Source organism: Paucilactobacillus kaifaensis, from assembly GCF_005405145.1.
Lineage (GTDB): Bacteria > Bacillota > Bacilli > Lactobacillales > Lactobacillaceae > Paucilactobacillus > Paucilactobacillus kaifaensis.
Genome location: NZ_BJDM01000005.1, coordinates 14,003 through 27,839, shown reverse-complemented (window position 1 = coordinate 27,839; position 13,837 = coordinate 14,003). Strand labels below are relative to the sequence as shown.

Genomic DNA, 13,837 nt, shown 5'->3' with positions numbered 1-13,837 from the left:
CAGGTCAAATTTGCACTCTAAATCTGAAAGGAAGGTTTATTTAATGGATTATATGATCGGTGTGGATTTAGGTACTACTAGTACCAAAGCCGTTTTGTACGATGATAAATGCAACGTACTGGGCTATGCTAATAAGCTATATCCACTTTACCAAGATCAACCTGACATGGCTGAAGAAGATCCTGATGAAATTTTTGATGCTGTAGTTGATGCCCTCACTGAGGTTTTACGTAAGGCTGATTTAACCACTGGCAAGTTATGTGGGGTTTCGTTTTCAGCCGCTATGCACAGTTTGATTGGTTTGGATGCAGACCACAAGCCAATCACACGTGTCATCACTTGGGCCGATAACCGAGCTGCTAAATACGCTGATGAATACAAAAAAAGCGGTGTTGGTTTCGAGTTATACAAAAAAACTGGAACACCAACTCACCCAATGTCGCCATTATATAAATTATTATGGCTCAAAACTGAACACAAAGATATTTATGATAACACTGCATACTGGGTTGGTATCAAAGAATATATTTTCTGGCGCCTTTTCGGTGTATTAAAGGAAGAATACTCAATAGCTTCAGCAACTGGCCTGTTTAACATCTTTAATCTCGATTGGGATGAGCAAGCACTAGAAGTCACCGGTGTTCGTCGTGAACAACTACCAGAATTAGTTGATCCACTGGAACAAGTTACTGGTATGCGTGATGAATATGCTAAGGTAATCGGGATTCCTGCTGACACACCATTTATCATGGGTGCTTCTGATGGAACCCTTTCGAACCTTGGTGTTAATGCAATTGAACCAGGCGTTGTTGCAGTTACCATCGGAACATCCGGTGCCGTTCGAGTTGTTACTGACAAACCAACAATTGATCCTAAGGGACGTGTCTTTTGTTACGCTCTTACTAAGGATAAATGGGTCGTCGGTGGTCCTGTCAACAACGGTGGTATTGTCTTTCGCTGGGTTCGTGATCAACTATTTGCACCAGAAAAAATCACCGCTGACATGATGAACATGGATTCATACGATTTGTTAACTCAAATTGCTAAGGAAGTTCCTGCTGGTTCAGATGGTCTTTTATTCCACCCATTCCTTGGTGGTGAACGAGCACCAATTTGGGATGCTAATGCCCGTGGTTCGTTTTTCGGATTAACTCGTAATCACACACGTGCTCATATGGTTCGTGCTGCACTAGAGGGGATTGTATATAACCTATACACCGTGATGCTGGCTCTGGAAGAAGTCGTTGGTAAGCCAAAAGAAATTATGGCCACTGGTGGCTTTGCCCGCTCTGAATTGTGGCGTCAAATGTTGGCCGATATTTTTGAAAGCCCAGTTACGATTCCAAAATCATTTGAGAGCGGTGCTTTAGCCGCTGTAGTAATGGGAATGAAGAGTTTGGGTGCAGTCGATGATCTATCCGCAATTAAAGGATTCATTGGTGAAACGAACACTTATCAACCAAATCCAAAAAATTACGAAGTTTATCGCGAATTAGTTCCAATCTACATTCGTTTAAGCCGTCAACTACAAACAGAATACGCAAACATTGCGGCATTCCAAAGAAAGCACGGAAATAAATAGAGTGTGAAACAAGGCGTCAAGATGTCGTAATCGGTGCATCCTTAGACATTCACCTCGACGCACGCAATTAACAGCAACAAATTACAAAAAAAACAAGTTTACTAAACTTAAGTGAGACAAAAGTTTTGACAATCATTTATAGATCCGGTTTTCGAACCTGTAAGACTGCCAAGGAATGGATTTTAATCCAATCTTTTGCCTCACTTTTTTATTTCTACCACTTGAAAGGGGTTTCACTATGGAGCTATTAGTCTTACTATTTGGAATTGCGTTACTATTATTTCTAATTATTAAATTCAAACTCAATACATTCGTTTCCTTAATCATTACATCAGTTGTTGTCGCTCTTGGGTTGGGTATGGATCCTGCTAAGATTGCTGAAAGTATTCAAGACGGAATTGGTAGTTCATTGGGTGAATTATCACTGGTATTTGGGTTCGGTGCAATGCTTGGTCGCTTAGTGGCTGATGCTGGTGGTGCATATAAAATTGCTACCACGTTAATCAATAAATTTGGCCGCAAGTGGCTCCAAGCTGCAGTTATGATTGCTAGCTTTATCATCGGAATTGCCCTCTTCTTCGAAGTAGGAATGGTGTTACTAATTCCAATCGTCGCTGCCATTGCTATTGAAGCTGGTGTGCCAATTTTATACCTTGGTATTTCAATGGCTGCTGCTCTCTCAGTGACTCACGGTTTCTTACCACCACACCCTGCACCAGTTGCTATTTCAGCGGCTTTACATGCCAACACTGGAAAAGTTTTAGTATATGGAATCATGGTAGCCTTGCCATCAGCCATTGTCGCCGGCCCTTTATTCACTAAGTTGGCTCGTCGTTTTGCCCCTAGTGCATTTGAAAAGAAAGGTAACTTATCCTCGTTTGGAGAAATTAAAGAATTTTCAGATGAAGATTCTCCTAGTTTCAAAATGGCCGTCTTAACTTCACTATTTCCTGTTATTTTAATGGCCATCACAACAATTTATCAATTGGCATTTAGTAACGGTTCTTATCCAAAGGATCCTAATAACATTGATAAAGCCATTGCATTTATTGGATCACCAAGTATTGCAATGTTAATTTCATTAGTCTTTGCGATGTGGTCAATGGGTGTAGCCCAGAAACGTCATGTGAGTGAAATTATGCAGTCACTTGAAGAAGCCATCAAGTCAATTGCCATGCTTTTATTGGTAATTGGTGGTGGTGCAGCCTTCAAACAAGTATTAATTGACGGTGGCGTTGGAAATGAGGTTGCTAAGCTATTCATTCATTCTGACATTTCACCATTAATTCTTGGTTGGCTAATTGCAGTTGTTTTACGTGTTGCCCTCGGTTCTGCAACAGTAGCCGCATTGACTGCTGCAGGTTTAGTTATGCCATTAATGACTCAAGCCGGTGTCGATCCAGCACTAATGGTTCTCTCGATTGGAGCCGGTTCACTAGCTGCTTCACACGTCAACGATGCTGGTTTTTGGATGTTCCGTGAGTATTTTGATTTAACAGTTAAGCAGACATTAGCTATCTGGACCGTGTTAGAGACCATCATTTCAATTGTTGGTTTACTCATGGTCTTGCTGCTAAACTTAATTTTCAACTAGTATAGCTTTCTACTACTGGAATCAGTGTTAATTTAACACGATTCCTTTTTTTGTAAGCTCAATTAATTTCCCCCTTCACTAATAAAATACGGTAAAATCAAGTTAAATCATTTAAGGAAGTTGATTATAATGAAGAGAATTGCAGTTTATTGTGGCGCCTCCACTGGAAATGATCGTATCTTTGAGAATATCACGGCTGACTTAGGCTATTGGTTGGTCGATAATCAATATGAACTTGTTTACGGTGGCGGTAAATTTGGTTTAATGGGCGTTATAGCAGAATCGGTAATGGAACATGGTGGTACTGTTTGGGGGGTTATTCCCGAAGAATTACGAAATCGTGAGGCTGCCTTCAATGAAGTTACCCATCTAAAAGTAGTGGCCAATATGTCCATCCGAAAACGAACCATGCTTGAGATGGCCGACGGTTGCATCGCCTTACCTGGTGGTCCCGGAACATTGGAAGAAATCGCTGAAGCATTTTCATGGGCCGTGATTGGTGATAACCACAACCCTTGTGTTTTCTACAACGTTGATCATTATTACGATCCATTACGGGATATGTTTGACGAAATGGCAAATCGTGCCTTTTTAGCACAGGAAAGTCGCGATAAGCTCCTTTTTTCTGACTCATTAACTGAAATTAAGCATTTTATGGAAAATTATGAACCACCAAAAATCCGGACCTATCACAAGTAAAAAATAACTTTTAAATTGGTCAGACAAAATAAAAAGACTGTCACTTAATGAAGTTTAACCTTGAAATTCATTAAAGTAACGGTCTTTTACTTTTCGTTTGGATTACTTAGTTCTGCAAAAATAGATCTTAAATATTCTTCTGGACCATTTGGAAACTCAATATTCATCTGAGCTTCAAATAGTTCATGATGGTTGCCCATAGTTAATTTGAATCCATGGTGCAATTGGACGCGAATTCCCATAATGATTGCTGCTTTGATTAATTGTTGTGCTGATCTTGAATAATCATTAGCAATCGCTACCAACGGCTGTGAGGCGTTCAAAAACGATGCATAACGATCATTAGCAATTTTAAGTCCATAGGTAACTAAGCTATTGTCTTCAACTCGTGACGCTAATTGGGCACCAATTGTAAGTTTAACGTTGGCCACTCGTTTCTCAGCAATTGCCAAAGTTCGTAAATATTTTTCTGGTGCCCTAAATTGTTCAGCAAACAAATGTAGATTGTTAATTAATTCAGTTGCCCTAGTCTGCAACCAGTCTGGCTGTTCATTTGGATTTTCTAGCGCTACCTCTTCATTTAGCTTTAATGACTCAGCTAGTCGTTTTGGTAAATCACTGGGTAGGTCAGTGACAAGACTATAGACTAAAAATAGCTCTAACAAATCAAGTGTATCATCACTTACCCCTGCCCGGGATAACGGATCTAAATCAAAAGCCCGAAACTCCAGATAATCGACGCCATCATCCAACATTTTACGTAGATCATCAGAACGACCTTTCAATCGCACAGGCCCATAAAACTCATGAATGGAGTAAAATGTTCCATCATTAACATAATTTTCCATCTGTTCAACTTGCGCTGTTAACGAATCATAGCTGATAGCTTCTTTATTAGTATTACTATATCCTAAGCTACTACTCCTGAGGCTCCTGACTGGCAGCTTCAAATCTTCTGGTAACTTACGATAGTGATTCTCTGATAACGGTGAGGCGCCAAACAAGTATGTGAAAAACCAGCGATACAGAGCAAAACTCTGTGCTAGTTTAAAGTAAGTAGCGTTTCTAAATGCTGCAAATGTCGGATACTTCTCGTTAAAATGAAATTCATGGTAGAGCGAATAAACTAAATCTTCGTTCAGACTATAGTTGATGTGGGTACCGCAAATAATCTCGTGTTCAATTCCATATTTACGTTCTAAATAATCTCGATATGTTTGAAACCAATCACGACTAAAATTATTGTGCGCAAATTCTAAATCATCATCCACCAATTTGGGCGGCATACTAAACGGCCAAATTCGTTCATCCTTATTTAAATGTTCTTGACTAATTTGCTGCAATATTTTTAGATTTTTAATTGCTTGCAAGCCACCCTTGGTCGGCTCAGTTACTAGCTCCAACATACTATCTGTAAAATCAGATTGGAGATATGGATGGGTCTTTCTAGAAGCATATTTGCTAGGATATGGATATCGACTTAATCGTCCGTCAGTTGTAATTCGATGTTCTTCAACCTCAACTCCGAACAAACCGGTAAATAATTTAGGCGCAATCTTCGCTTGAGCAAGTGTTTCTCTTAATTTATTGGGCATGTCATCACCTCATGTAATTGACCACTATTATAGCGAATTTTGCGCTAAAAACACCTAATCTAACTAGATTAGGTGTTTTTAACTTTTATTGAATTTTTTACTACTTTGCGAAAATTATGTGTGGCTGATCAGCAGGGTGTTCCTTCAACCAATTAGCTAGTTGTTGTCCAAGTTCTAGTGCCATCGGCAGTGCAGCATGCATTTGTTCGGAGGAAATATCATTCACATGCATCCCCGAAACAATAATCGCATTGTTTTGCAACACTGGTTTAATGGCATAGGCGACTTGCTCAATCAGAATTTTCTCCTGATGAACATGGCCCGGGCGACTAGGCAATGCTGTTGTTTCAGCATGACCTGTGTTATCAATTGACATTACAACTCCAAAATGTGGAACATCGCCACCAATCAATTGAATTAGTACATCTTGGCTTTGCCGCTCCAAAATAGCTGTCATAGTGTATCCACTCTTAGTTACATGCGTTTTAAAAGTAGTCGGTTCGTGGTTATTTTTGTTTGGCATCTTTGCGGGCATTGGCTAACCCCTCCCATCGTGAACTAACCGTATTTTCAATTTTTAAATGATCCAAAATTTTCATCACGGTGTGATTAACAATATCATTCACAGTTTTAGGATTATTGTAAAACGCTGGGATTGGTGGAATAACACCCACACCCATCTTCGAAAGCTTAAGCATGTTTTCCAAATGAATTTGGTTAAAAGGAGATTCGCGCGGCACAACAATCAATTGACGTTGCTCTTTTAAGGTCACATCAGCTGCTCGGGCAATTAAATTTTCACTCAATCCGGTGGCAATCGATGCTACGGTCTTCATGCTGGCTGGAATAATAACCATTCCGTCGTGAATGAAGCTACCGCTAGCAATTGTAGCGCCCAAATTTTGTTCAGGATAAACATAACCAGCCAGTGCCTTTACTTGAGATTCTGTATAACCAGTATCTTCAACAGCTAGATTTTCTTTAGCCCACCGACTCATTACCAGATGAGTTTCAACATCTGGTGTGGTTCGTAGGGCCTCTAATAATCTAATCCCATAAATAGTCCCACTGGCACCTGTGATCCCAACTACAATTTTTTTCATATGCTGCCGCCTCCCCTCAAACTAATTAATCTAGATATTTTTTCCAATCTGGAATTTCTTTAAATGCTGCGCGTTTAAATTTATCACGCATATCATAAGGTACCGTGCCATCAAGAACAAGTTTAGAACTCATCCCCCGAACTCGAATTCTAGCAGGATCATATTCTGGCAATTCCGAAGGATCAAGTGGGTGATTACGCATTCCCTCCAAGACCATAATATCTCTGTCTGCTTGGAAACGAGTATTAATAGTCCACATCACATCATTCCAATCAAAGATATCCACATCTTCATCAACCAAAATAACGGTCTTTAACTCTTTAAATGCAGAAAATGCTAGTAGTGCTGCTTGACGTTGAATTCCTTCATCCGCCTCATTATCCTTATGGATTTGCATAATTGTCATTAGTTTACCACCGCCAGCAGGAGCATTGTAAACATTCAACACTTTTCCTGGAATCGCACGATCAACCAGGCTCAAAATTGAAGCTTCGGTAGGAATTCCGGCCATTGAAACATGTTCTTCTGATGGTCCGATCGTCGTTTGCACAATTGGGTTATCCTTACGATGAGTGACAGCTTTAATCTTAACCACATTAACAGCTGGATTAGCAGTTCCGTTATATCCAGGAAATTCTGGCATAGCGTAGCCGGTATTAGTATTAATATCTTCTTGCATTTTTTTATTTGGCAAAATTTCAGCTTCGATGATCCATTCTGAGCGAGCAATCCCTAATGCATCCACTGCTACTCCCGGAACCACTTGCACTGGTTCATTTCTCAAGGCACCGGCCACCTGTAATTCATTATAGCCAAGTGGAGTCGTCGGTGGCTCAAAGGTTGCGCCAATGGTAATTGCTGGGTCCAACCCAATATTAATTGTGATCGGCATTGGTTTATTTTGTTCCTCATAATCCTTTAAGAATGCACCAATATGACGACCACCAGGCATGATGTACATACCAATTGTGTCTTTGTCCTCTAATACCATCCGGTGAATCGTAACATCACTTTGCTCACCATCAATACTGTGACCGTAAACAACACCCATGGTAATGTATGGACCAGCATCATCAGGTGTATTAGTAGGAGCGGCTAGTAACTTACGAATATCAAAGTCTGAATCAGAAGCTAGATGAACAACCTCTTGTGCCGGCGCATCTTCTTTTTTAACTTCAACTGGTTTAACTGGATTTGATACAGCTTCATTCAGCATTTGTCCTAGAGTTTGATAATCGTGGTGCAGGATTTTTCCAACTCGCTTACGAGATGCTTGTAAACCGATTAACACCCGACTACCCGGAAATCCCTTGACATTATTGAACATCATCGTTGGTCCTTCAGTAGTAGGACGTTTAACTGTTCCACCAGCACCAATATAGCGATAAACACCAGCTAGGTCAGCATTAGGATCTATTTCCTGATTTGTTTCGTGATACTGAGTAGGATCGTCCTTAATTTCTGCAAGAACCTTTCTTAAATCATATGGTTGTTCTGTCACGTTAGCCTCCTATTATAGAGTGCTAATTCAGCCGGTTAGGTGTTGTAATCTAAGTTGATTAAGCATTATTCGCATGATTTCAGCGAATGATGCTTAATTAGCTTAGCTCTAAACGCCTGGCTGAATTAGCACGTTTCAAAATACCAAGTGTTATTCCAGCCAATTAACGTCATCCCTTATCCAACCAAACTAACACCGTTCATTAACTTACAAAGTCATTGTAATTCAATTTAATCAGGCTAACAATTCAAGTTGCCACTACAATTATTCCATTATGGAATAGCTCAGTTATTCCAGTTTTTGTGCGTGTGTCTGTGCAAACTTCCAGAACAAATCACTACTTGCCGAATGCTTCCCATGGCGTCGTAAAAAAGCTAACTGACTGTACTTTTTGGGCTCAATTGGAATGGCCACTACATTTTTGTAATCTGTTAAATCAAATGACTTGTTCATCATGATTGAAACTCCCATACCTCGATTCAACATTTCCAAAATCAAGTCGATCCTTCGTCCCTCATAGGTAATGTGAGGATCAATTCCATCATGCTTTAATAATGTAACAATTGGTTCAAACAGATTCGTCGATGCATCTAGCAATAAAAACGATTCGTTTTTTAACATTTTTGCAGTTAACGTCTGCTTATTTGCCAACGGGTTTGTTTTCGGCATTAGTGCAACAAAGTAGTCGCGCTCATTAGCTAACAACTCATAGCGCGATTGAGCCTCACCAAAAAGCCGTGTAAACACAATATCAGCATTATCATCATCTAGCGTATCTAGCAATATCTCAGTCTCCGCTTCACTAAATTTGAGATTGATATCCGGATATTGCCGTGCAAATTCGGTAATTACATTGAAAGCCTGATATTGCGAAATTGATGGAATACCCTTAATTACCAATGTTTTAGTTTCATTGGAACTTTGCTCGTGAATCGTTTGGTTCAATTTTTGCTCCGTTTGTAATAATGCCAATACATCTGGTAGAATTGCTCTTCCGGCCGGTGTTAAAGTCACTGTGCGATGAGCACGCGAAAAAAGTTCCACATTCCATTCCTTTTCTAAGGCTAGGATATGTTTCGACACTGTTGCCTGGGTGGCAAAGATTCGTTCTGCAGTCTTACTATAATTTTTAGTTTGTGCCAAGTCAGCAAATGTTGCTAATTTTCGAGTATCCATGTTGACTCCTATCTACTTATTCCTATTTGGAATATTTTAGCACAAAAGTTGAATTGTTCTCACAATTATTAATCTGTAGACTACTAGGTTGGTTAGCAATAATCGTAAAACTTAGGAAACCTTTTCATACCAGTCGGTATCACAATTAATGCTTTATCAGTTTTATTAGGTGGAATTTTTGGTGCACTTGGTGGTAAAAGAATGTCTACCGGTCTAAAAGATGGACTAAATATGCCATTTGGGATTTGTTCGATGACAATGGGGTTCTACGCTATTGTCCCAATGAAAAACATGGCAGCAGTTATCTTTTCTATCATCATTGGTACTGGTTTTGGATTAATGATTCATCTTGGTGATTGGATCAACCGTGGAGCGAACCAAATGCAAAAATTAATTTCAAGATTTATCTCTTCACCCACCGGAATCGATCAAAAAAAACATTCGACGCAACGTTAGTTACCGTTATTGTGTTATTTTGTGCTAGTGGAACCGGGATCTATGGTGCCCTGACAGAAGGAATGAACGGAGATGCCACTATTTTGATTTCTAAATCAATTCTTGATTTTTTCACCGCTGCTATTTTTGCTGCTAACTTAGGTTACGTTGTATCGTTAATCGCAATTCCACAGTTTATCATTTTTATTATTCTATTCTTTGCAGCTCACCTAATTTATCCGCTTACTACCGCAGCCATGATCTTTGATTTCAAAGCTGCTGGTGGTGTTTTAATGTTAGCAACTGGTTTTAGAATGGTTCAACTAAAAATGTTTCCAACTGCTGATATGATTCCAACCATGATCATTGTCATGCCTATTTCTTGGTTGTGGATTACTGTTATCTTACCGATACTTTAAAAAAACAAAATTCTTTTTCCAACGATTTAGCAATAATTCTCAATGAATATAAAATTAGGCTGCGTAAAAAATACATTTTTGCGCCGCCTAATTTTATTCTCTAAATATCGATTGAATATTATTTGATCATCTTTTCCATTGCTCTAATCTGTTCGAATACACCATCTTCCTCCAACCGATCTCGCGATGTGGCCATATGGATGGTACTATCAGGACGATTACGTTTTGTATATAAAACACGGGGCAAATATACGTATTTTCCAGGTGTGTGCGCCACAAATGACGCTGTAAAAAGGTAATCTTCTGCCAAATGTAGTGATTCATCAAATTTTAAATCCGCATTAATTATTTCCTGCCGATTAAAAGCCTTATTCCACACATAACCGCCAATTTCACTGCCGTGTTGAGAAACTTGATCAAACATTGTTTGTTGATCAACTTCAATAAATTCATTGGACTGTGTTCTAGGTCTCCGGTACCATTCATATCCGACTGCCGCCATTACCGCGCCGCGTTGTAAACCATCAACCATTGTTTCAACAAATTTATCAGCTATCATGTCGTCACCATCAATGAAAGTAATTGCATCACCAGTAGAGTGTAAAAGACCATAATTTCGTGCTACAGAAACACCTCGATGAGGTAATTGAACCACATGAAATTCTGAATGACCCTGAACAAATTCTTCTAACTGCTTAAAAGTATTGTCGGTCGACCCATCATCAATTAACCATAATTCAAATATAGCTGTTTGGGCTTCCAAATCCTGTAATAATGCCTTTACGTATGTGCCCAAATTATAAGTCGGTACAACCACACTTAATTTCATATTCAGACCTCCATTTTGTCATTATTATGAACGGAATTTTGATTTGGTCAAATAAATAGCTTTCGATAAAAATAATATTCCATCACTCATCATTTTTATATTCTTCACAAATCTTTTGAATTTCTACCCAAGTAGAAATTCAAAATAAGTAATAACAACAATCACTTATTTAGATTTACAATATGTCGAACTTTTTTATTGAAAAAAAAGCACCTAATTCATTGAATTAGGTGCTTTTGCATATGTTTAATATAGTAATTAAATTAAGATTTAACGGCTTAAAACTGTAATACTCTCGATATGTGTAGTCTGTGGAAACTGGTCAACTGGTTGAATTGGCTGCTTAACTGTATAACCTTGTGTAGCAAACAGTTGAATGTCACGAACCAAAGTAGCTGGATTACAACTGACATAAACTACCTTTTTTGGTTCCATCTTAGTAGCAGCTTCGATTAACTCAGGAGCTAGACCCTTTCGTGGTGGATCGACCATAATCACATCTGGTTTCATTCCATCTTCTTGCCATTTTGCCATTTGATCTTCGGCTTTGCCGACCACAAAATGAGCATTGTTAATCTTATTACGTTTAGCATTATGTTTAGCATCTTGAACGGCGTCTTCGACAATTTCAACCCCGTAGACTTCAGCCGCATGCTGTGCAACAGCCAATGAAATTGTGCCAATTCCACAATACGCATCAATAACAGTTTCAGTACCAGTTAATTCAGCTTGCTCAATTGCTCGTTGATATAATTTCTCCGTTTGTTGTGGGTTCACTTGATAAAATGAGTTTGGCGAAATTGTAAAATTAATGCCCATCAATTGATCATCAATCGTTGGTTTACCAAAAATAGTGAAGTTCTTTTCACCCAATAAAACATTAGTTTTGGCTGAATTAACATTTTGTACAATACTTTTAACTTCTGGTAATTGTGTTGTAATACCATCCATTAATTCTTGGACCATGGGTAGTTTTTTGGTCTTCGTTACCAATACAACCATCATTTCATGACTATAAAAACCTCGGCGAACCATAACTGTCTTGATGACTCCTTTATTCGTTTGTTCATCATATGGTTCAATATGAAATTTTCGTAATAGGTCCCGAACAACAATGATTGCAGCATCAATTTTAGGATCTTGAATATAAAAATCTTCAATGGGTACTAATTCATGGCTACCCCGTTTGTAAAACCCAGTCTGTAGCTGACCACGTACCATTCTAACCGGAACTTGTGCTTTATTACGATATTGAGATGGATTGTCCATCCCCAGAGTAGGTAAAACTTCAATATCCAAATGTGATTTTTGCAACAGCTCAGCAATTTGTTGCTGTTTAAATTTCAATTGTGCTGGATAAGCTAAATGTTGTAAGGGTGCAATACCAGTTTGAGTATATTGTTTATTTTTCACCTCAACCCGATCAGCACTCTTCTTTTTCCAATCAACAACCCGACCAAATGCATAGTTTTTGCTTACTTTAGTAACCCCATAGGTGATTTCTTCGCTAGGTAAAGCATTGGGAATAAAGATTGGAAAGTTATCAACCTTAACCACACCCATCCCTTGATAGGTTAAATCCATAACCGTGCCATCTAATGTTTCATTTTTGTGTACCGGTGTATTAAGTTTCAATTTTTTTCTCCTTGTAGTAAAAAAGTGTGAGTAAGGGCGTTCAGATACCGTAGGATAAATTAGAAATAATGATTAATAAATCGGACTTTGATTTATTAATTGTTATTTCTGGTTCGGCTCTAGGTGTCTACCCGCACGAACACATCAAATCATATTCAACATCCTAAAAAATCCGTCTAAAAAAGCAGAACAATAGTAATTCTACCACATTCTGCTCTCGTTAACCTATTTTACTGTTCCATCATTATCTAACATAGTTTGATCTTCAGGTAGTTTTTGAACTTCTTTAACAAACCTATCTTCGGCACGTCGTACTTCTGGTGATATCCCCGTAACAGCATCATCTGGAATGGCATCCAAATTAGCCACCATTTCAATATGTCGTGCCAAATTTTCAAACGTCATTGGCGCATCTCCACCATACTCGCCGTCTAAATTAATCATCATTCGTTCATCGACTGGCTTAGCAACTAGTTTAGATGTTTTACGATAAATAATTTTAGGGTCCTCAACATGTTTCCCACCATTTAGCACCAAAGTCATTAAGCGCATAATTTCAACCACGTTACTAGTTTTAACAATAATCATGGTGAATTTACCATCATCAAGCGAAGCATCCGGAACGATCTGTTCGAAGCCACCAACTGAGTTAGTCAGTGCCAGTAAAAACATTGACGCCTTACCCTTAAACTCACCACCATCAAACTTAAGATCCATTTGAATTGGTTTAATTCGAGGTAATAATTCAGCACCTTTTACAATATAAGCCAGATAACCAAATAATGATTTGACACTTGATGGTACATCATATGTTAATTCAGTTAACAGCCCACCACCGGCAATATTGATAAAATAATTCTCACCAGCTTTACCAATATCCATCATAATTGATTGCTTTTTCAAAATTATTTTAGCTGCACCAATCGGATCCTCACGAGGGATACGCAAGGCACGTGCATAATCATTAGTTGTCCCAGCGGGAATTATGGCCATCTTGGGGCGATGTCTAAGCCCACCAATACCGTTAACTACTTCATTAATCGTACCATCACCACCGGCAGCAACAATTAAGTCAAACTTTTCTTTAGCCGCACGTGTGGCCTCATCCCTCGCAGAATTAGGCTCTGGAGTAGTAGCAAAGGCACTAGTTTCATATCCAGCGCGTTCATAAATCGCCAGAATATCCACTAAGTCACTTTTCAAGGCTTCACGGCCTGAAGTTGGATTATAAATTATCCGTGCCCGTTTACGCATACTTAAATTCCTCCA

11 protein-coding genes and 1 pseudogene are annotated in these 13,837 nt (G+C 38.9%); 4 read left to right on the top strand and 8 right to left on the bottom strand.

Annotated features, from left to right (window positions below; genetic code table 11):
• The first annotated feature begins 43 nt into the window (after positions 1 to 43).
• From gntK to FFM51_RS03735, 3 genes are all read left to right on the top strand, one after another.
• A complete protein-coding gene (gene gntK / locus FFM51_RS03745) occupies positions 44 to 1,582 on the top strand; it encodes a gluconokinase (RefSeq protein ID WP_137597296.1) in 1,539 nt (512 codons plus the stop codon).
• Between the two features lie 238 nt (positions 1,583 to 1,820).
• Positions 1,821 to 3,176, top strand: coding sequence for a gluconate:H+ symporter (locus FFM51_RS03740; protein ID WP_137597295.1), 1,356 nt, complete (start codon positions 1,821 to 1,823; stop codon positions 3,174 to 3,176).
• A gap of 129 nt (positions 3,177 to 3,305) precedes the next feature.
• The gene (locus FFM51_RS03735; RefSeq protein ID WP_137597294.1) at positions 3,306 to 3,875 is read left to right on the top strand and encodes an LOG family protein; all 570 of its coding nucleotides are present in this window, start codon (positions 3,306 to 3,308) and stop codon (positions 3,873 to 3,875) included.
• Between the two features lie 86 nt (positions 3,876 to 3,961).
• Here the strand turns inward: FFM51_RS03735 and FFM51_RS03730 are convergent, their stop codons facing one another.
• From FFM51_RS03730 to FFM51_RS03710, 5 genes are all read right to left on the bottom strand, one after another.
• Positions 3,962 to 5,470 (bottom strand): glutamate--cysteine ligase, encoded by a 1,509-nt coding sequence (locus tag FFM51_RS03730; RefSeq protein WP_137597293.1) that lies wholly within the window; start codon positions 5,468 to 5,470, stop codon positions 3,962 to 3,964.
• Positions 5,471 to 5,570: 100 nt separating this feature from the next.
• Entirely contained in the window at positions 5,571 to 6,005 is a 435-nt protein-coding gene (lpdD, locus tag FFM51_RS03725) for a prenylated flavin chaperone LpdD (protein ID WP_137597292.1), read from the bottom strand.
• A complete protein-coding gene (locus FFM51_RS03720) occupies positions 5,977 to 6,573 on the bottom strand; it encodes a UbiX family flavin prenyltransferase (protein WP_137597291.1) in 597 nt (198 codons plus the stop codon). Before FFM51_RS03720 ends, lpdD begins: the two co-directional genes overlap by 29 nt.
• 25 nt (positions 6,574 to 6,598) lie before the next feature.
• Positions 6,599 to 8,074 (bottom strand): UbiD family decarboxylase, encoded by a 1,476-nt coding sequence (locus FFM51_RS03715; protein ID WP_137597290.1) that lies wholly within the window; start codon positions 8,072 to 8,074, stop codon positions 6,599 to 6,601.
• Positions 8,075 to 8,362: 288 nt separating this feature from the next.
• Positions 8,363 to 9,250 carry a LysR family transcriptional regulator gene (locus FFM51_RS03710; RefSeq protein ID WP_137597289.1) on the bottom strand — a complete coding sequence of 296 codons (888 nt, stop codon included), beginning with the start codon at positions 9,248 to 9,250 and terminating at the stop codon, positions 8,363 to 8,365.
• 126 nt (positions 9,251 to 9,376) lie between these two features.
• Between FFM51_RS03710 and FFM51_RS03705 the strand changes: the two are divergent.
• A pseudogene (locus FFM51_RS03705) lies at positions 9,377 to 10,104 on the top strand (DUF554 domain-containing protein).
• Positions 10,105 to 10,222: 118 nt separating this feature from the next.
• Here the strand turns inward: FFM51_RS03705 and FFM51_RS03700 are convergent.
• The 3 genes from FFM51_RS03700 to FFM51_RS03690 form a co-directional block, all read right to left on the bottom strand.
• Positions 10,223 to 10,933 carry a glycosyltransferase family 2 protein gene (locus FFM51_RS03700; protein ID WP_137597288.1) on the bottom strand — a complete coding sequence of 237 codons (711 nt, stop codon included), beginning with the start codon at positions 10,931 to 10,933 and terminating at the stop codon, positions 10,223 to 10,225.
• A 270-nt stretch (positions 10,934 to 11,203) separates the two neighbouring features.
• Entirely contained in the window at positions 11,204 to 12,568 is a 1,365-nt protein-coding gene (gene rlmD, locus FFM51_RS03695) for a 23S rRNA (uracil(1939)-C(5))-methyltransferase RlmD (protein WP_137597287.1), read from the bottom strand.
• Positions 12,569 to 12,793: 225 nt separating this feature from the next.
• Positions 12,794 to 13,822 (bottom strand): diacylglycerol kinase, encoded by a 1,029-nt coding sequence (locus FFM51_RS03690; RefSeq protein ID WP_137597286.1) that lies wholly within the window; start codon positions 13,820 to 13,822, stop codon positions 12,794 to 12,796.
• Positions 13,823 to 13,837: the final 15 nt, after the last annotated feature.